This window comes from Campylobacter canis (assembly GCF_045504005.1).
Lineage (GTDB): Bacteria > Campylobacterota > Campylobacteria > Campylobacterales > Campylobacteraceae > Campylobacter_A > Campylobacter_A canis.
On sequence record NZ_JBJJXH010000007.1, the window covers coordinates 1 to 19,313 of the forward strand.

At 33.2% G+C, this 19,313-nt stretch carries 18 protein-coding genes; 6 read left to right on the forward strand and 12 right to left on the reverse strand.

The window, feature by feature from the left end; all coding sequences use genetic code 11:
• Nucleotides 1-1,034: cache domain-containing protein (locus tag ACHJH3_RS07840; protein ID WP_407064337.1), on the reverse strand; the 1,034-nt coding region annotated here is incomplete at its 3' end.
• 112 nt (nt 1,035-1,146) lie between these two features.
• Complete coding sequence (gene tgt, locus ACHJH3_RS07845; RefSeq protein WP_407064338.1) at nt 1,147-2,265, reverse strand: tRNA guanosine(34) transglycosylase Tgt; 1,119 nt, start codon at nt 2,263-2,265, stop codon at nt 1,147-1,149.
• A 36-nt stretch (nt 2,266-2,301) separates the two neighbouring features.
• Here tgt and ACHJH3_RS07850 point away from each other — a divergent pair, with 36 nt between their 5' ends.
• From ACHJH3_RS07850 to mog, 6 genes are read left to right on the forward strand one after another with little or no spacing between them, the layout of a single operon-like run.
• On the forward strand, nt 2,302-3,717 hold the full coding sequence (locus tag ACHJH3_RS07850; protein WP_407064339.1) for a COG3400 family protein: 1,416 nt from the start codon (nt 2,302-2,304) through the stop codon (nt 3,715-3,717).
• Between the two features lie 43 nt (nt 3,718-3,760).
• Nucleotides 3,761-4,801, forward strand: a complete 1,041-nt coding sequence (gene aroB / locus ACHJH3_RS07855) for a 3-dehydroquinate synthase (protein WP_407064340.1) — start codon at nt 3,761-3,763, stop codon at nt 4,799-4,801.
• Entirely contained in the window at nt 4,798-6,390 is a 1,593-nt protein-coding gene (locus tag ACHJH3_RS07860; RefSeq protein ID WP_407064341.1) for a mechanosensitive ion channel domain-containing protein, read from the forward strand. Before aroB ends, ACHJH3_RS07860 begins: the two co-directional genes overlap by 4 nt.
• On the forward strand, nt 6,387-7,631 hold the full coding sequence (gene mtaB / locus ACHJH3_RS07865; RefSeq protein WP_407064342.1) for a tRNA (N(6)-L-threonylcarbamoyladenosine(37)-C(2))-methylthiotransferase MtaB: 1,245 nt from the start codon (nt 6,387-6,389) through the stop codon (nt 7,629-7,631). Before ACHJH3_RS07860 ends, mtaB begins: the two co-directional genes overlap by 4 nt.
• Nucleotides 7,618-9,285 (forward strand): AAA family ATPase, encoded by a 1,668-nt coding sequence (locus ACHJH3_RS07870; protein ID WP_407064343.1) that lies wholly within the window; start codon nt 7,618-7,620, stop codon nt 9,283-9,285. Before mtaB ends, ACHJH3_RS07870 begins: the two co-directional genes overlap by 14 nt.
• 51 nt (nt 9,286-9,336) lie before the next feature.
• Nucleotides 9,337-9,876: a molybdopterin adenylyltransferase gene (gene mog / locus ACHJH3_RS07875; RefSeq protein WP_407064344.1), complete on the forward strand. Its 540-nt coding sequence runs from the start codon at nt 9,337-9,339 to the stop codon at nt 9,874-9,876.
• 68 nt (nt 9,877-9,944) lie between these two features.
• Here mog and ACHJH3_RS07880 read toward each other — a convergent pair whose 3' ends face one another.
• Genes ACHJH3_RS07880 through ACHJH3_RS07925 form a run of 10 tightly spaced genes read right to left on the reverse strand, consistent with a single transcriptional unit; the run spans nt 9,945 to nt 19,312 of the window.
• Entirely contained in the window at nt 9,945-10,682 is a 738-nt protein-coding gene (locus ACHJH3_RS07880) for a glycosyltransferase family 2 protein (protein WP_407064345.1), read from the reverse strand.
• Entirely contained in the window at nt 10,679-11,455 is a 777-nt protein-coding gene (locus ACHJH3_RS07885; RefSeq protein ID WP_407064346.1) for a polysaccharide deacetylase family protein, read from the reverse strand. Before ACHJH3_RS07885 ends, ACHJH3_RS07880 begins: the two co-directional genes overlap by 4 nt.
• Complete coding sequence (locus ACHJH3_RS07890; protein ID WP_407064347.1) at nt 11,452-12,441, reverse strand: glycosyltransferase; 990 nt, start codon at nt 12,439-12,441, stop codon at nt 11,452-11,454. The genes ACHJH3_RS07885 and ACHJH3_RS07890 overlap by 4 nt, the downstream gene beginning before the upstream one ends.
• Nucleotides 12,438-13,493, reverse strand: a complete 1,056-nt coding sequence (locus ACHJH3_RS07895; RefSeq protein ID WP_407064348.1) for a glycosyltransferase family protein — start codon at nt 13,491-13,493, stop codon at nt 12,438-12,440. Before ACHJH3_RS07895 ends, ACHJH3_RS07890 begins: the two co-directional genes overlap by 4 nt.
• Nucleotides 13,490-14,467 carry a glycosyltransferase gene (locus ACHJH3_RS07900; RefSeq protein ID WP_407064349.1) on the reverse strand — a complete coding sequence of 326 codons (978 nt, stop codon included), beginning with the start codon at nt 14,465-14,467 and terminating at the stop codon, nt 13,490-13,492. Before ACHJH3_RS07900 ends, ACHJH3_RS07895 begins: the two co-directional genes overlap by 4 nt.
• Nucleotides 14,464-15,267: a polysaccharide deacetylase family protein gene (locus ACHJH3_RS07905; protein ID WP_407064350.1), complete on the reverse strand. Its 804-nt coding sequence runs from the start codon at nt 15,265-15,267 to the stop codon at nt 14,464-14,466. The genes ACHJH3_RS07900 and ACHJH3_RS07905 overlap by 4 nt, the downstream gene beginning before the upstream one ends.
• Nucleotides 15,264-16,466 carry an O-antigen ligase family protein gene (locus ACHJH3_RS07910; RefSeq protein WP_407064351.1) on the reverse strand — a complete coding sequence of 401 codons (1,203 nt, stop codon included), beginning with the start codon at nt 16,464-16,466 and terminating at the stop codon, nt 15,264-15,266. The genes ACHJH3_RS07905 and ACHJH3_RS07910 overlap by 4 nt, the downstream gene beginning before the upstream one ends.
• Nucleotides 16,459-17,547, reverse strand: coding sequence for a glycosyltransferase family 4 protein (locus tag ACHJH3_RS07915; protein WP_407064352.1), 1,089 nt, complete (start codon nt 17,545-17,547; stop codon nt 16,459-16,461). Before ACHJH3_RS07915 ends, ACHJH3_RS07910 begins: the two co-directional genes overlap by 8 nt.
• Complete coding sequence (locus tag ACHJH3_RS07920; RefSeq protein ID WP_407064353.1) at nt 17,544-18,437, reverse strand: ELM1/GtrOC1 family putative glycosyltransferase; 894 nt, start codon at nt 18,435-18,437, stop codon at nt 17,544-17,546. Before ACHJH3_RS07920 ends, ACHJH3_RS07915 begins: the two co-directional genes overlap by 4 nt.
• A complete protein-coding gene (locus tag ACHJH3_RS07925; protein ID WP_407064354.1) occupies nt 18,434-19,312 on the reverse strand; it encodes a lysophospholipid acyltransferase family protein in 879 nt (292 codons plus the stop codon). Before ACHJH3_RS07925 ends, ACHJH3_RS07920 begins: the two co-directional genes overlap by 4 nt.
• Nucleotide 19,313: the final 1 nt, after the last annotated feature.

Here is a 19,313-nt window from a genome sequence, read left to right on the forward strand (position 1 = left end):
GGCTCTTTTATCTCATGGTTTAGGAATTTAAAGAAGGATATTAGTCCTGTTGAGATTAGGTTGAGGGGTTTGAGGAAGCGAGAGACGATGAATATCAGGACGGTAACAATGATTATTATAAAAAAGGTAAAAAATATCGTCTGTTCAAATAAAATTGTTTTCAATGTATCATCATAATCAGAAACCGAATTCGTAGAGCAAACCAACCAATTTAAAGTGTCATACATACTGCAAGCGGCTAATTTTTCATTGCCGTCTATGTTATATGAAAATGTTTTGCCGTTATGTTGATTGTAGTAGTTTATAAAACTTTCTACTACTTTTGCGCTATTTTCATCTTTTTCAACCACAAGCTTTCTGTCTGGATGATAAACCATGGTTTTTGCGCTCATGTCTATGATAAACACAACTCCGCTAGGACTATCTTTTATCCCGCCGAGTGATTTTGCAAGCTCATCTATAAGCATATCCATTCCAAGTACCGCAACTACTTTTCCATTTACTACAACAGGTTTTACGGCACTCATTACGAGCAAGCCTTTTGATTTGGTTACATAAGGAGCTGTAAATGCAAGCCCTCCTTTTGCAACGGCGGTCTTATACCAGCCGCGAGTTCTTGCATCGTATTGCTTATTTTGCATATTAAAAACAGCCACTTTAGGCTTCTTTCTATCTTCGGTTAATGATATGGTAGCCATTTCGCCGTCATTTGCAAAGCCTATAAAAAACTCCTCCAAGTTCATAAAAGTAGTTACATTAGCAAGGTCTTTTATCAAATTTGACCTATCTCCAAAAAGTAATTCATGGTTGTGCTCAAGATAACTTACCGCATCCTCTACAGCTTTTATCCTTGAGCTCATATACTCATCCACAAATATACTACTCGCAAGAGCCGTCGACTCCTTAGAACCGTGTGTGACATCTAAAAGAACGTCTTTTGTCTTACTGTAATTTATAATTGCCATTATAAAAAACACTACCGACAATAATAAAAATATACAGACAGCTATCTTGCTTGAAATTTTCCTCAACACCATAAACTCCTTTTTATATTTTTGTAAATTATTTTATTGGAGTTAATATTTTATTTATATAATATTAAATTACAATTAATCAATAAAACAAATTTGATTTTTGTGTAAAATTTTAGTTTCTTTTATTGTAGAAATTTCTTTTAAATTCGCTAAATTTACCTTGCAATATCGCTTCTCTCATCTGCTTCATCAAATTTAGATAGTAGTGCAAGTTATGCAGACTTGCTAAGCGGAAAAATGTAAGTTCGCGCGCTTTGTAGAGGTGATTTAAGTAGCCGCGCGAGTAGTTTTGGCAGGTATAGCATGAGCACTCTGGATCTATTGGTGCGTGGTCGTTTATAAATTTGGCCGATTTGATATTTATCTTGCCAAAGCTTGTAAATAAAGTTCCGTTTCGCGCATTTCTGGTCGGCATTACGCAGTCAAACATATCAACTCCACGCTCTACGTTTTCTACCAAATCTTCAGGCGTTCCAACTCCCATTAGATATCGCGGGCGATTTGCGTCTATATAAGGCATAACTCCCTCGACCGTATCATACATCTGCTGGTTGCTCTCTCCTACGCTTAAGCCGCCTATCGCAAGTCCGTCAAATTCCATCTCGCAAAGCGCTTGGGCGCAAAATTTACGCGCTTCATAGTCCGTCCCGCCTTGGATGATACCAAATATATTTTGCGTTAGTCCTGCCCCATTAGTTTGTTTGAATTTATGATAATCAATAGCCTCTTTAGCCCAATTTATCGTCCTTCTTATACTAAGCTCGACGCGTTTAGGCTCGGCCGGTAGGGCGATAAGATCATCAAGTATCATCATGATGTCCGAGTTTAGATCATACTGCGTATCAAGCACGCTTTTTGGCGTAAAATAGTGAGAGCTGCCGTCTATATGGCTTTTAAAGTGGATTCCGTGCTCATCCGGTTTTGAAATTTTGCTAAGAGAAAACGCCTGAAAGCCGCCGCTATCGGTTAAAAAAGAGCGGTTAAATTTGCTAAATCCATGAAGTCCGCCAAATTCTTTTACAACCTTGCTCGTAGGGCGTAGATATAAGTGATATGTGTTTCCTAAAATGATCTTGGCGTCTAAAATTTCCATCATATCTTTTGCGTCTAAACTCTTAACGGCGCCAACCGTTCCTACAGGCATAAAAACAGGGGTTTGTATGGTCGAATGAGCGGTGGTTAAAGTGCCTGCGCGTGCGTTGCCGTCCGTTTTATCTATACTAAAAGTCATTTTGCTATAATGTCCTTTTTAAATTTTGGAGTTGTTATGAAAAATATTTTGATAATTGCAGATGGAATTGTAGCAAAACATTTCTTAGAAAGATTGTTTGTAACCAAGAACAGTTCGCATCACTACAGTATCATAACCCACAAAGAGGGCATCGTGCCTAGCGGGCTTAAGATAGAAAATTTTTCATTTTATAACTTTGATCCAACCAGTCTTGATAGATTAAAACGCGCAGCTGACGGGTATTTTAGCCAGTTTTTGATAGTGCTTGAGGATAAATTTGAAGCTCTTAGCGTTTATAGAAATTTACGTCAAATAAGCAAAAAAACCGATATGCTTATCTTTGATACGTGGGGGCTTAATGACGATAATGAAATAAGCCAAGATAAGCATTTGACGCTACTTGACGGACGAAATATAATGACAATTAGGCTTATGGACTATCTTCCGGATATGCCAGTGATTGCCGACAATATAGGTCTTGGCGAAGGCGAGATAATGGAGGTCAAAGTTCCCGTGGGAAGCTCTTTCATGTATCGCCACATAGGCTCCGTGCAGCAGAAAAAATGGCGTATCGCTATGGTTTATCGCGGATCAAATTTTATGATAGCGCGTCCAAATTTGATGATCTTGCCAAACGATACCTTGCTGATAGTGGGTGAACCAAGCGTGCTTTTAAGCGTATTTAAAAGCATAAAGCGTGAAAAAGGGCAGTTTCCTAGTCCGTTTGGGTTAAATTTATATACTCTTTTGGATATGAAACACATGAGTCAAGGCGAGTGCATGAGGCTGATTGACGAGAGTATAGCGCTAAATGAGCGTCTAAATAATCGTCGCTTGTATATAAAAGTGATAAATCCGACGATGAATCCTGTCTACGAGAGGCTAAAAGAGCTTGAAGATAGCTCCATAATCATATCTTTTGATTATTTCTCATGCTCGGCTGGTGTGATAAAGTCTGATATTTTAGCATTTGATATAGGGCTTGTGATAACCGATAATAAATTTTTTAAAGCCAACAAAAAGCTGTTGTTTGATATCAAAAAGCCTGTTATGAAGATAGGAGTCGGGAATTTAAGCCAACTTAAAAAGGGTGTTATCTTAAGCGGAAGCGAGGATATGGAGAGCCACTCTTCGGTGATACTTGATTGTTGCTCGCAACTTGATGTGGATATCACGCTATATCACTTTGATACTATGAATTCAAACGATGATCAAAGTATCGTCGAGCACTTTGAAAATTTGTCTAAAATTTTCGGCAAAAAAGTTGAAATCATAAACGATAAAAGCGAAAATCCGCTCGTAAAACTTTCAAATGAAAAAAATCTGCTTCAGTTTATATCTTTTTCTAAAAAGATGAGCAGGAGGGATATTTTTGCTATTTTTTCAAACGATATGAACAGGCTTTATGGTAAATTAAGCGACAATATTCAAATTTTTATACCGATAAACTAGGAAATTTAGATAAAATAGAGTTAATAAAATATTAAGGCAAAGCGTGAAAATCGATATAAATTTAAAAGACGAATCAAGAAACTACACTGTTTTTATAAATGAGCTAAGAGAGCTTAAAATTGATACTAAAGTAGCCGTTATAACCAATCCGAAAGTCGCAGGATTGCACCTTAATGGCTTGCTTGAAAATTTAGAATGCAAAGAAAAATTTATAATAAGCGTGCCGGATGGCGAAGAGTATAAAAACCTAGGCACTATAGAGCAAATTTTAGAAGAGCTTTTTACCAGCAAGCTTGATAGAAGTAGCGTTATCATAGCTTTTGGTGGCGGCGTGATAAGCGATATGGCGGGATTTGCGGCAAGTATTTATCAAAGAGGGATTAAGTTTATAAACATCCCTACCACGCTTCTAGCTCAAGTTGATGCAAGCGTAGGCGGAAAAACAGGGGTTAATAATAAATTCGGCAAAAACCTAATCGGCTCGTTTTATCAACCGCGAGCCGTTTATTGCGAGAGTAAATTTCTAAAAACGCTTCCAAAGCGCGAATTTGCGGCAGGAGTAGCAGAAGCCATAAAGATGGCTGTGATGTTTGATAAAGATATGTTTGAGTGGCTTGAGGGCGCAAATTTGCAAGATGAAGCTAATTTGCAGCAGCTTATATATAAAAGCGTCCTTTTAAAAGCTAAAGCCGTTGAAGCCGATGAGCTTGAAAAGGGCGTAAGAGCGGTGCTAAACTACGGACACACCTTTGCTCACGTGATAGAAAACGAGACTGAGTATAAGAAATTTTTACACGGTGAAGCCGTAGCCATCGGTATGAATATGGCTAATGCTTTAGCCGTTAGAATCGGGCTTTTAAGCTTAGAAGAAAAAGACAGAGTTGAAAATTTGCTACTTAAATTTAACCTTCCGACAAGATATAGCATAGCTAATGCGGATAGCTTTTATGAAGCGTTTTTCCTTGATAAGAAGAGCGAAAATTCAGCTATCAAATTTATTTTACCAAAGGGAATTGGCGGATATGAGATAAGAAAAGATATCAACAAGGATATCGTAATGGAAATTTTAAGCGAGTTCAGATGAAAAAGTTGCTTGTATCTTTGGTTTTTTGCTTGTTTGCTTTTGGTGCAAATGAAGTGGCGCAGGATTATAACTCTACTAAAGAGGCCGCTTTGCTTGATTTAAGAACTGCACTTACTTCTATCGACGAGCAGTTATCGGGCAATATCTGGATAACAAGATACTCAAACTACAATACCTTTCAAAAGCTCACAGCCGAGCTTACAGAGGTTGAGGCTAATTTAAAAAAAGTGCCTAAATCAAACAGCGAAAAGATGCTTGAACTGCAAAAAAAACAGAACACGCTAAGAGAGCAGATAGAGCTTTTAAAAGAATTTGAAAAAGCGCCATTTTCGAGTATGATCACGGCTCCAGAGATAGAAAATTTACAAAAGATCACAAATCCCGTGGCTGTTATCTCGGGATTTTCTTACATAAAGCAGCTTAGAAGTGAAAAGGACGAGTATAAAGAGCGCTTAACTGGACTTGATAAGATCATAACCGAACTTAATAAAAAAGAGGAAATTTTATCAAATATCGTAAGACTGAACGATGATGAAAAATTTAAGAGCGATCTTATCGAGCTTAGGCAAGAGATAGTTGAATTTAACGCTGCTAGAGATATAGCTCAAACCACTTATAGCGTCTATGAAAAAAGAGTTAGCGAGGCTATGGATAGAGCAAGCGAGGATATAAAGGCTCAGGCTATAAAGGCTCTTAATATTGCAATTTTATTAGTTATTATCATAGTTCTTTCGTTTTTATTTAAATTTATCACCAAAAAGACTATAGCCGACAACGAGCGCTTATATACGGCGAACAAATTTATAAATTTGGTAAATATCACTCTTGTTATCGTTATCTTGCTTTTTGCCTATATCGAAAACGTAACTTATCTGGTTACCGTGCTTGGTTTTGCCTCGGCGGGTATCGCTATTGCTATGAAAGATATGTTTATGAGCATGCTTGGCTGGACGGTTATCGTTTTTGGCGGTAGTTTTCACGTAGGAGATCGTATCAAGGTGCGAAAGGACGGTGAAAATTTCGTAGGCGACATCATAGATATCTCGCTTTTAAGAATGACGATTTATGAAGATGTAACTCTGAATACTTATATGTTTAATCGCCGTGCAGGTCGTATCATCTTCGTGCCAAACAACTATATATTTACCGATCTTATAGCCAATTTTTCACACCAAGGCATGAAGACGGTTTGGGACGGTATAGATATCACGCTTAGTTTTGACTCAAACCATAAAAAAGCAATGTATATCATGAAAAATATCGTGCGCAAATACTCCAAAGGCTACACCGATATCGCCAAAAAGCAGATGAGCAAGCTGAGAAATCAATACAGTATTAAAAATCCAAACGTGGAGCCTAGAATTTTTTCTCTGATTGAGCCTCACGGTATGAAAATTTCTGTTTGGTATATGACAAATTCCTTTGCTACGCTAACTCTTAGAAGCACGATAAGTGCCGAGATCATCGAAAGTTTTGCGGCGGAAGACGATATCGTGATAGCATATCCTACTCAGACTCTTTATATGGATAAGCGTGTGCAGGCGGCAGAGAAAAAACCGATAGAAAATAGCGAAGAAGTAAGTTTATGAGAGAGAAAATTTACTTTAAAACCTTTGGATGTCGCACAAATATCTACGACACCGAGCTTATGAAAAGCTACATAAAAGACTACGATATCACAAACAACGAAAACGAAGCCGATATCGTAGTGATAAACTCATGCACCGTTACAAACAGCGCAGATAGCGGCACTAGAAGCTATATAAACAGCGTTAAAAAACGTGGCGCAAGGGTGATACTTACAGGATGCGGTGCGGTTAGTAAGGGCAGGGAGCTTTTTGATAAAAGCTCTGTTTTTGGTGTAATAGGGGCTAGTAAAAAAGAAGACATAAATTCGCTCTTAAAATTTAAAAACCCGTTTTTTGAGCTTGGAAATTTAGAAAGTATCGATAAAAATATCGTTACAAACTATGAAAATCACACTAAGGCTTTTATCAAAATTCAAGAAGGATGCGACTTCATCTGTAGCTACTGCATTATCCCCTCGGTACGTGGCAAAGCAAGAAGTATGGATGAAGAAAGCATACTAAAAGAGGCTAAAATTTTAGCTTCAAACGGCTATAACGAGCTGGTTTTAACAGGAACTAATATCGGCAGCTACGGCAAGGATACGGGCTCATCGCTTGGAAAGCTACTTCATAGGCTTGGGAGCATAAACGGCATAAAGCGAATTCGCCTTGGAAGTATCGAGCCAAGCCAGATAGATGAGAGCTTTAGAGAAATTTTAAAAGAAAGTTGGTTAGAAAGACACCTTCATATCGCGCTTCAGCATACAAGCGAAGATATGCTTAAGATAATGAGGCGCAGAAACAGAGCGCTTAAGGATATTGAGCTGTTTTTAGAACTAGCGGAGCTTGGATTTGCTCTTGGGACTGATTTTATCGTAGGACATCCGGGAGAGAGCGAGCAAATTTGGACCGAAGCGCTAGAAAATTTTAAAAAATTTCCACTCACTCACTTGCACTGCTTTGCTTATTCACCAAGAAACAACACTCACTCAGCAACTATGAAGATCGATGTGAGCGGAGATGTGGCAAAAAAGAGGATGAAAATTCTCCAAGAGATAGTGGCGCAAAATAATTTGAAATTTAGAAGTGATAATAAGACAGCTTTAAATATCTTAGTTGAACAGAAAAACGGTGAATTTTATGAAGGATTTGATCAGTTTTATAACAAAGCGAAGATAAAAACTGAAAAAGATATACAAAAAGAGTGGGTGGTATTAGATGAGTATGAGATCAAAAGCGAGGCAAACTATGCGCAAATTTAAACTTAGCAAAAAGGGAATCATCTTAGCTCTAGCCTTAATACTGGCTATCTTGATGCTTAATGTGGTCTTAAATAACCGACCTAAAAGCCTAATATATGAAAGTTACGAGCAATTACTTGACGGAAATTTGATTAAAAAAGCCATGGTAGCGCAAGATGAGATAATCATAACGACCAGCGGCGGACACAAATACTCTATCGTTAAAGATGGAATCGATATGAATAAATTGGTTCAAAAAGTGCCCGTAAGTATAGATAAAGAGTACCCTATCGTGCAAGAAATTTTAGCGATCATTTTTCTTATCGGGCTTGGTTACGGCGCGCTGTTTTTTTATACAAGATTTAAGCTAAGACAAAAAAACGAAAGCAAAAATAGCGAAAAAGTTAATGTTTATGATTCTGAAAATATCTTTGCAAGCTCGGTGATGCCTGCTATTTCAAACGTAAGCTTTAGCGATGTAGCGGGCATAAAAGACGTAAAATTTGAGCTTAGCGAGATAGTGGATTTCTTAAAAAATCCTATTAAATATAAAAAATTCGGTATTAAAATGCCAAAAGGTGTGCTTATGATAGGGCCTCCCGGAGTCGGTAAGACGCTTGTGGCAAAGGCCGTAGCTGGAGAGGCTAACGTACCGTTTTTTTACCAAAGCGGTGCGGCGTTTGTGCAAATTTACGTAGGAATGGGCGCAAAAAGGGTTAGAGAGCTGTTTTTAAAGGCTAAGGCTTACGCACCTTCGATAATCTTTATCGACGAGATAGATGCGGTGGGTAAAGTGCGCGGAGGAAGTAGAAACGATGAGCGCGAGGCTACGCTAAATCAGCTTCTTACCGAAATGGACGGCTTTGAGGATAACTCGGGCGTCATAGTGATAGCTGCAACAAATAGGATCGAGATGATAGATGAGGCATTGCTTCGCTCGGGCAGATTTGATAGGAGAATTTATCTATCGATGCCTGATTTTTCAGACAGAGTTGAAATTTTAAAATCGTATCTGAAAGATAAAAGCTCTAGCGTATCGCCTGAGGATATCGCTAAGATAAGTGTCGGATTTTCAGGAGCCGCGCTTGCCACTTTGGTCAATGAAGCTGCCATAAACGCACTTAGGAACAACAAAGGCACAATAGATATGAGTGATTTTGAAAGTGTGCTTAATAAAGTCTTGCTTGGTAAAAAACGAGTGCTTAGCTATAGCGACGAAGAGAAGAAAATTCAAGCTCTTTATCAGAGCGCAAAGGCTCTAAGTGCTTATTGGTTCGGGGTTGAATTTGAAAAAATTTCGCTTGTGGAAGATCACTTCAGAGCTGCCGAGCGAGAGATAGAGTCTAAGACTCAAATGCTTTCTCGCATAAAGGTATGCTTAGCCGGTATGAGTGCGCTAAAAGAGAGTAGGGATGATGTGTTTTCAAATGCGCATAGCGACATAGCAAAAGCAAAAGAGATCGCTCAAAATATGGTCTTTGAATACGGCATGGGCAAAACCCTTGTGCCAAATCCTGCCGATGTTGAGGCTATACTTCAAGAGGCTTACGGTGAGATATCGGAATTTTTACGCGGTATGAAGGATCAAACGGAAATAATTTGCGAATACATACTAGCAAATGAAAGTATAGACAAGGCGAGTATTAAAAATATAATACAAAGCTCTTATGAATGATTTGCAATAATATGCTAAAATCGCACATATTTTAAAAACGGAGTAAATTTTATGAAGATAAAAATAGGAATTTTAACGCTTAGCGATAGAGCTAGCGACGGTACTTACGAGGATTTATCAGGACCCGCGATAAAAGAGGTCTTAGATGGCTGGATAACAAGTGAATGTGAGTATGTGTATGAGGTGATTCCCGATGAGTTTGATTTAATCAAAGAAAGACTCATAAATATGAGCGATAACTTAAAATGCGATCTCATACTAACAACAGGTGGCACGGGTCCTGCGCTTCGGGATGTAACTCCTGAGGCGACTGAGGCTGTTTGTGAAAAGATGATGCCTGGCTTTGGCGAGCTTATGAGAACCGCAAGCTTAAAGTACGTCCCTACGGCCATTTTATCACGTCAAACCGCAGGAATTCGTAAAAACAGCCTGATAGTAAATTTGCCGGGCAATCCAAAGGCCATTCGTGAGTGTTTAGAGCCGATATTTCCTGCGATTCCTTATTGTATAGACCTTATAGAGGGCGGATATATACAAACCGATGAAAATGCAATGAAGGTCTTTAGACCAAAGCAAAAGAAGATTTCTTAGAAAACCTTCTTTTGTTAAAAGAAATTTAAAAACAAGTTGGTTATATTTGTTTTTAAATTTCTATAGAATTAACTTATTTCAAGCTCATACAGTTTTGCTTCTTTTAAGAAAGCATAGAAAGCCAAATTTGTAGAAACTATTAAACCTCTTTTTCCGTTTAAAAAATTTCTTCTTATAAAATAAGATTTAAAAAAAGTTATCGGGAATAAAAAGAAAAGTTTTAACACAGATGATTTTTTATTTTTATGAAATTTTTCTATTGCTCTTAAAGATGAGTAATTATTTATTTTATTGATATGAGATTTGATTTTATTGCTGCCGTAATCGTATATAAAATTTTTACTATTCTTGATTCTTCCATTAAATTTTATGCTTTCATGAACAAGCTTATCTGGATAGTATCCCATATTTTTTTTAAAAAATCTTATTCTTTGAATAAACCTGCCATATTTATTGAATGAGCCTAAATACATACTAGAAATTTTAATGTTCAGCGCATCTATATTATTGTCTTTTATGGTTTGTTCTATTTCTTTTTTTAATTCCGACGATAATTCCTCATCGGCATCCAAATTTAAAACCCACTCCTTAGAGCATAGGTTTTTTGCATACTCTTTTTGATCTGCATAGTTTGTAAAATTTCTATGATAAATTTTATCAGTATATCTTCTGGCTATTTCTAATGTATTATCACTACTTCCACTGTCCAGGATGATAATTTCCTCAAAGTCTTTAACGCTTTGTAAAACCCTATTTATATGCCCTTCTTCATTTTTACATATAATATACACCGAAGCACTGATCATAATTTATTCCTAACTCTAGTAATTTTTAACCAAAAATCAATAAAACTTTCAGTTCCTAATATACCTATACGTTTTATTTCAAATTTGTCATCGCCTTTTTTATAAACTCCTCGTTTTACGGTTACTGCGTTTTTATATCCTGCTTCCATACAAATTTTTGATAATGCAAAGTTATATTTTCCGTATGGATAAGCAAATGAATTACACTCTATTTTTGTAATTTTTTCTACTGCTTTTTTTGAGTTTTTTAACTCATCAACAACTTCTTTGATCTCTAGTTTTTCTAAATTTATGTGTGACATTGTATGCGATCCAAATTCTACAATATCGCACATTTGTATTATTTGTTCATTGTTAAGCATACAAGATAGAAAAGATGTATTTTTTTGATCCCAGTGATTATTTATTTGATTTGGAACAATGTAAATTGTAGCCTTAAATCCATATTTTTTTAGTATCGGATAAGCATTTTTATAATTATCCATAAAGCCATCGTCAAATGTTATACAAACTGCTTTTTTCGGTAGTGTTTTTAGACTCAATAATTCGCTTATAGTATAGCTGTTAAATCCATTTTTTTTAAGCCAAGATATATGTTTTTCAAAATCTTTCGGAGCTACTCTCCATTTATCAAATTTTTCGTTTTTATGTTCGTTTATGCTATGATACATTAATATTCTTGGATGATTATAAGATATCGGTATTCTCCACCAATTATACCTAAGAGATACTGCTGCTAGGCTTATTAAAAGCAGATAAAATAACCAAATCATTTTAATAAACTCTTATAGGCTTGTATATATTTTTGAGTCATAGTCGTTATGCTAAATTGCTCTTTTTTTTCTTTTATTTGACTAAATATTTCCATAAATTTATCATAGTTTTCATGCACATTGTTTAATTTTTCTGCAAGTGTATTTTCATCACGCCGAAATACAAGCTCTTTTCCTATTATATCCTTATGGTTTGAAATATCTGAAGCTACTAGAAGCTTTGCATATAAAATAGCCTCTATAAGAGATATTGAAAGACCTTCCGTTTCTGAAGCGATAACCTGTAAATCTGTTGAATAAACGTAGTCTGCAACATTTTCTTGAAAACCTTTAAATTCGACTTTGTTTGATATGTTTAAATCTTTTGCAAGTTTTTCCAAGTTGTTTTTTTCATTACCTTCACCTAATATAATAAGATTAAAATCAAAATTAACTTTCGATAATGCTTTTAAAAGTAGATCGAATCCTTTAACTTTAGCCAATCTTCCGACTGCTAAAATGTTAAAATTTTTACCAAGTTCTATTTTGTGCGGTGTTTTTGTCGCGACCCCATTTGTAATTAATATATTTTTTTTGGAATTCATGTACTCCATTGTCTCGGTAGAGACAGCCACTCCGATATCTGCATAAGAGTTGTTCTTTTTAAATTCAGCATTATGCCTAGTCACGACAAGCGGTATTTTGTAGTCTAAAAATAACTGAGCATATTTCATTATCTCAAGTTCTTTTGTATTGTGACAATGAATTATATCCGGTTTTATTTTTTTTAAAATTTTAGCTGTTTGCAATAAAAAAATAGGGTTGTATCTATTTTTTTCAAAATCAAACTCAATCAGTGTTACTTTTTCTTGCTCTAGGTATTTTTGAATTTCTGATTTACTTAAAATATATACATCATGTTTTCTAGACATCTCATTACAAAGATCCGTGCAGACTTTTTCGGTTCCTGCAAATTGAACCCAATGAAGAGTATGTAAAATTTTCATACTGTCTCTCCATTTTTATAAATAATATCTTTCCATTCGTAGTTTTCACTAAAACTTTTATTATATATAGTCTCTATCATAAATTTACTCACTCTTTTTGCATTAGCTATTTCTAAAGCTTTCCCTCTTCCTCTTTGTGCTATTTCAATAAATTTGTCATTGGTTAAATAGTCTTTTATTTTATTAAAACAATCATTTGGATTGTCAAAATATACTATCTCTTTACCGTCCTCAAAAAATCTTTCAAATCCATTTATCCTGGGACTAAATGTGCAAATACCTGCCCCCATAAATTGAGCCATTCTATCGCTTGCTCCTAGAAATTTATTAGAATGATCCGCTTCTAACTTATCATCTCTGTTAAAATTAATAGCTATCTTTGCTTTTGCTATTTCTTGAAAAAAATCATCTCCAAATACGGGCTTATTACCAAGACTTGCATAAATTTTGCATTTTATGTTGTTCTCTTTGCAAAATTTATCCAACAAGGTTGCAAATTTATATCTTATATCTTCTTTATAGTCACGTGCTATATATATGATATCCGTCTCTTTTCTTAAGTCGTATTTTTTATCTAGCGTAGAGTCTGATATATTTGGAATAAATGCAAATTTAGTATTATGGTAAATTTTGCTAAGCTCTTCTAAATTAATAGCATTTGGATAAAAAAACACTTCAATCTCTTTTAAATTTTCGAAAAATTGAGGAATTTCTTGCAGGTGATCTACGTACCACTGTGCTACTTTTAAACCAGGAAGCTTTTTCTTTATTTTTTCTATGGTATTTGTTGTTATTTTTTCCGCTTTTCCCATAAGCAATAGATCTGGTTTTATGTTTATGCAAATTTCAATAAGTTTTTCATTCATTTTTTTAAGACCGCTATTTTTTATATTGCAAAATCTCAAGCTTCTTTCCCAGTCTCTATAACTAAAATCATATACAAAGTGTCCGTTTTGTATAAGACCGTGAGATATCTTCCTTTCCATTCCGTAAAAAAAGTTGCCATTATCATATTCGTTAAATATTGCACAATGTATTATTTTAAGACTCATTTTAAATTCTCATAATAATTTAATAAATTATTCAAGTAGCTACTAAAACTAAACTTATGTCGTTCATTATTTACAAACAAAGCAAACTCTTTGTTAAATTTATCATAATTTTCTTTTACTTCAATTATTTTTTTTGCACAATCTTCTTTATTTGGACTAAAGAGGAATTTGGAGTTTAATACCTCACTTATACCGCCAACCCTTGTTGCAATCAAGACATTTGAATAAAAAATGCCTTCAATTAAAGTATTTGGCAACCCTTCGCTTCTTGACGAGATAACTTGCAGGTTCGCTCCTTTTAAGATTTCTAATATATCAGTTCTAAAACCCAGAATGGTGACTTTATCGTTTAATTCAAGATCAGTTATAAGTTGTTTTAAATTATTTTCTTCTTTTCCTCTTCCTATTATAAATAACCTAAAATCAAAATTTAATTTTGATGAGGCTTTTATTAGTTCGTCAAAGCCTTTGATGTAATCAAGTCTTCCAATGGCAACTATGCTAAATTTTTCAGTAAGTTTTTTTGGTTGGATATCTACCTTTTCTATACCAAAATACAATACTTTGCTTTTTTGTCCTATGGTATTTGCTACTTCTTTAGAGACACTAATGACGTTTTGTATCTTGTTAAAAATTTTACCTTTTCTGATGTTATGTTTTGTAGCAACAAATTTTTTATTTATAAATTTATTGATAATGTAAAATATTTGACTTGCTTTGGCTCCGTGTGTATGTATTAAATCGTATTTAGAAACTATTTTGTATATTTCTAAATACAAAAAAGGGTTGTATCTTTTATCAAAACTTTTATATTCATACACTTTAATTTGACAATTAAGTTTATATGTATACTCACAGCCTTTTGGAACCACTAAGGCTACTTCGTGTTTTAAACAAAGGGCGTTTAGTGTTTTTATTATAATATTTTCAACTCCTCCAAAAATAGTAGAACAAGAAATATAGCAGATTTTCATCTTGCTCGTCCTTTTTTTATTTTAAGCATAAAGCTTAATATGCCGCTTCTTCCACTTATTAATATTCTTGGTATTTCATGATTTGAATAGCTACTTTTATATACATCGTTATGTGTTGTAGTTGCAAAATGATAGTATTTTTTGGCTATTTTAACGCATTTATCATTCAAAAACCCAAACGGATAGGCAAAACTTTTACATTCTATACAAAAAGTGTTTTCTATAAGTCTTTTTGATTCACCTAATTCAAAATCTAATTCTTCCTCGTCTAGATTTGGCAAATTAGCATGTGTTATTGTGTGAGAACCAATCTCTATAATACCACTCTTTAAAAGTTCTCTTACATCATTGTTAGACAGCATTATCTCTTTGTTCAGTTCATTGCTACTTTCCCCACTGTCTCTATCTTTTGCCCAGTTGTTATTCAACCTGTCTACGACAATAAAAATGGTTGCTTTAAAGCCGTATTTTTTTAGTAAAGGCAAAGCATTTATAAGGTTATCTTTATATCCGTCATCAAAAGTTAAAATTATTGATTTTTTAGGTAAGTTGCTTGAAATTTCACTCAAAAAATAGCTTGTAAAACCATTTTTTTTCAACCAAATAAGATGTTTTTCAAACTGTTTTGGTTTTACTCTCAATCTATTGAATTTTGACTCTTTTTCATCTAAATGTTCACTTATCATATGGTACATTAGTACTCTTGGATATGCTAAGTCAATATCCTTTTTCCACCATTTAAAACGTATGGAAAATATCGCAAAAAAAATAAAAATTAAACAAACTATAAAATATATCAAACTACTGCCTTGTCTTTCATTGCCAAAAAACTAAAAATAGTAACATAGCTTAGAAGTTCTTTTGAGCTAAAAATTCCAAAATCAAATTGGCAAACTACATATATATAAAAAAACATTATCATTATTTTATAATTTTTATTTTTAAGTATAGTTAATAATATATATAAATTTATGGTTGTAAAAAATATAAAACCGACAATCCCTGTGCTAAAAAGGATTTCCATAATCATATTATGTGGAGCTGAATAATTTGGGTTAGTTAAAAATGGAGCATTTGGTAGATATTGAAAGCTATCTAGCCCGTATCCAAAAAATGGCTGCTCTATAATTTTGCTAAACGTATAGCTCCATATACCAAGCCTATGGCTGGAATTACCTTCAATAAGCTGAGAAAATCTATGTTGTAGACTATCCGATAATAAATAAAAAATCATGATTGTAGATAATATAATTATAACTAAAATTATATGATTTTTTGTGACAGTTTTTAAATTAATTAGATAGTAAAAAGATATGGCTACTATACTTGCCACCCATGATGAGCGAGAAAAAGAGAATGCTACCAAAGTAACAAAAATTAATAGCAAAATATTTTTGAGCAAGCTATCTTTCAAGAACACTAATATCGTAACAAGACCTATTCCTGATATAAGACCAAAGCCGTTTCTGTTTCTAAGAACTCCTGTTAGACCATATCCGGAATGACTGTTAAAGATAATGTATTGATATTTGTATATCAATTGAAACAATCCTCCTGCAGCAAGAATACAAATGCCGAATATAAAAAAGTATATTAAATCAGAGTCTCTAAAAAAAGATAATTTGTAAAAATAGCAAAGAGCTAAAAATACAAAGGCAAATCTAAGTACAAAGTAAATAGTATGATGCCAAGATTTTGGACTTAAAATACTATGGTTTAATAAGTTTGAAGCTATCATCACGAGACAAAGCCCTGAAAATAAAAACACTATAGGTTTTATGGATGTTAAAATATCCTTAATAATATGCCAGCTCCTGTAATATACAATATGTGTTATAAATAATAAATTTAGTAAAACCCAACCTATTTGATATATTGCATTATCAAATGGTATAGACGTGCACCAAATAAAAAGCGTAAATATAAACACCAACTCAAAAGTAGATTTTGTTTTGAGATAACAGCCAATTTTTTTTACTTGAAATTTAAAATTATTCACTTAGAATTTCCTTGTATAGCTCTATAGTATCTTTGCTCATATTTGCTAAGTTAAAAGTTTTTGATATATAATTAAAGCCATCAAATTTTAGACCTTTTGCTTTTAGTATTTTTTTTGCTAATTCATTTTCATCTGTAGGCTCAAAAAAATAACCATTTGTATTTTCTATTATTATATCTTTTACACCCCCGTGATTACTTGCTACAACAGGAGTGTTTATGGATATAGCTTCAGCTATGCTTCTTCCAAAACTCTCTGGTTTTATTGATGGACTGATTATGACATCGCAAAGCTTATAAATTTGAGATATGTTGTTAACGTTTCCAGTGAATATTACATTTTGTTCAACTTTTAGCTCTTTTCTTATATTGAGAAGCATTTCAAAATATTTTTTACGTTTTTTATGTACACTTCCTACAATTAATGCTTTTATATTGGGGTGTGTTCTCTTAATAATACTAACAGCCTTTATTAGTGTTTGTATATTTTTAGTTTGAGAGATCCTGCCTACGCAAGCAATTATAAAATCATCTTTTTTGTATCCAAAATTTTCTCTAATAGTATACTTGTCTGGAAGTGCTTTAGGATCAAAGTTTGATAAATCCACCCCTCTAAAAATCACTTTTATTTTTGAAGTGGGAGTTTTAAAGTGTTTAATGACATGATTTTTAACATAGTTGCTTACGCATATTATCCTGTCGGCCTTTGTCATTATTTTACTATAGCAATTTGGGGAATTTAGTCCATGAACAGTACTTACTATTTTAAAATTTAAATTATGTTTTGCAAAATATAAAATCCATGCAGGAAATCGACTTCTAACATGAACGATATCCGGAGATATGTCTCGTAGTATTCTTCTAAGAATAAATACTCTAGGTATAAAAGTTAAAATATTTTTGCTAAAGACATTGCATCGTATATGCTTTGTTTTGCTATTTTTAAGTTGGTTTAGTAAATTTCCACCACCACTTATAATAAACGACTCTATATTGTTTTTATCAAATTCTTTGGCCAGTTCTATTGTCCCTCGCTCAACTCCACCTTCATTTAGCTCAGGTAAAATTTGAACTACCCTCAAAGCTTAACCTTTGATATTATTTCTTTTAAGTCTAATTTTTTTGTTTTTTTAAAAATAATATTTTCTTTGTATATTTGAATTAAATTTTTATTTTCTAGTGTATTTATGAAATTGTCAAATTTATTGTATTTATCTTTTTTTTTAAGAGGTATTACAACGACACTGGCATTTAGATTTGAAACGCTTTCGCTTATCATGGACACAGAATCTTGTGTTATAAATACAAATTCACAATGTTTTAGAAAGTCATATATGGGATTTATTTGATCTTGGCTATAATTTACAAAAAAATCAAAATCATCATACAAAAGAGCATCTTGTACTTTTTGCGGAGTCCTTGGTGACGTTGTTATTAAGAATTCATACTCTTTAAATTTATTTTTTATAAGATTTATTAAATCAACTACAGATTCGTCCATTGTAAAGCTTTTGTTGTTGCCCCCTATAATAAATCCTATTGACTTTGCTTTTGGTTGATAGTAATTTGTCTTTTTCAAATAATTTATATTAACAGGAAGTTTAATGATGCTTTGCTTGTCTTTTTGTTGGTTATGATAAGTAGAAAAAATAATAGTAAAATTGTCTCTAAAGCCTTTTGGATACATCATTGATATATTTTTAGCCTTAAATTTTTTTGCAAAAAATTTATTTGCATAATATGTGGTTGAGCCTGCTGATATAATTAAATCGTAGTTTTTTAATTTTGGCTTTTGATAATTAAAAATCTGAATATAAATTCCCGCAAAATCAAGAATATATGATAAAAGCTTTAATATTTTGCTTTTATATGAAATTAATATAATTTCATACTTTAAGCCTTTTAATATACAAAAAGCTTCGCTTTGACTTTGATGACCTATTCTGCCATCACTTATTATGAGCGTTTTCAATCTATTTTCCAACGATTATGCATCCAGAACCACTGAGCTGGATCTATTCTAACAACTTCCTCAAAAATATTATTTATACCTTGAGTTATACTTAATATATCAGTGTTTTTATCTCCTGTAGGTTTAAATTCAAAATTTTTCACTACTATTTTATATTTGCCATTAGGTTGTCTTAATGCAAATATTGGGATGATTATAGGATTAAATTTTAACTTTAATGATCCAATGGTTTTTGATGTTTTGCATTCTCTGTTAAAAAATTTAGTTATTACAGAATTTACATTACCAGCTTTTTGATCAATAAGCAGACCTATATTGTGATTTTCTTTTAAAAATTTTACCATTTTTATCATTGCATTGTCTTTGTTTGCTACCTGATTGCCAAATTTTTGCCTAAATGGAATGGTGATATTCTTTTCAATTAAAGTATTATTTCCTTCTCGGCCAACGATCATTAATTTAAACCCTATAGATCCAAAATAATGAGCTAAAACTTCCCAGTTTCCGAAATGAGCGGTCGTGAAGAGTATCGGTTTTGTATTGTTTCTAGAAAGATTATTAACAACATCTAATGCTTCTTGAGGGTTTTCTAGAAAGTCTTTTAGTTTTTTTTTGTTATTATAAATCAGAAGTATTTCGTTTATAACTATTGCTAAATTTTGATAGTTTTTTTTTGCTATTTCGTAAATTTTTTTATCTGTTAGTTCCGGGTACGCTAATTTTAAATTTGAGATCGCCATTTTCCTTCTTGAAGGTATAATCTGAAATATAAAAATAGAAATACATTTTAGTGTTTTGAGCATAATATTTTCGGGCAAAATTTTAGATAGCCAGATAAGTATTATTGCTAAAAAATATTCAAATCTTTCTCTCAAG

What these genes read in the sequence shown, in the direction of transcription:
- tgt (WP_407064338.1), bottom strand. Translation starts at nt 2,265, where the DNA reads ATGACTTTTAGTATAGATAAAACGGACGGCAACGCACGCGCAGGCACT.
- ACHJH3_RS07850 (WP_407064339.1), top strand. Translation starts at nt 2,302, where the DNA reads ATGAAAAATATTTTGATAATTGCAGATGGAATTGTAGCAAAACATTTC.
- ACHJH3_RS07860 (WP_407064341.1), top strand. Translation starts at nt 4,798, where the DNA reads ATGAAAAAGTTGCTTGTATCTTTGGTTTTTTGCTTGTTTGCTTTTGGT.
- mtaB (WP_407064342.1), top strand. Translation starts at nt 6,387, where the DNA reads ATGAGAGAGAAAATTTACTTTAAAACCTTTGGATGTCGCACAAATATC.
- ACHJH3_RS07870 (WP_407064343.1), top strand. Translation starts at nt 7,618, where the DNA reads ATGCGCAAATTTAAACTTAGCAAAAAGGGAATCATCTTAGCTCTAGCC.
- mog (WP_407064344.1), top strand. Translation starts at nt 9,337, where the DNA reads ATGAAGATAAAAATAGGAATTTTAACGCTTAGCGATAGAGCTAGCGAC.
- ACHJH3_RS07880 (WP_407064345.1), bottom strand. Translation starts at nt 10,682, where the DNA reads ATGATCAGTGCTTCGGTGTATATTATATGTAAAAATGAAGAAGGGCAT.
- ACHJH3_RS07885 (WP_407064346.1), bottom strand. Translation starts at nt 11,455, where the DNA reads ATGATTTGGTTATTTTATCTGCTTTTAATAAGCCTAGCAGCAGTATCT.
- ACHJH3_RS07890 (WP_407064347.1), bottom strand. Translation starts at nt 12,441, where the DNA reads ATGAAAATTTTACATACTCTTCATTGGGTTCAATTTGCAGGAACCGAA.
- ACHJH3_RS07895 (WP_407064348.1), bottom strand. Translation starts at nt 13,493, where the DNA reads ATGAGTCTTAAAATAATACATTGTGCAATATTTAACGAATATGATAAT.
- ACHJH3_RS07900 (WP_407064349.1), bottom strand. Translation starts at nt 14,467, where the DNA reads ATGAAAATCTGCTATATTTCTTGTTCTACTATTTTTGGAGGAGTTGAA.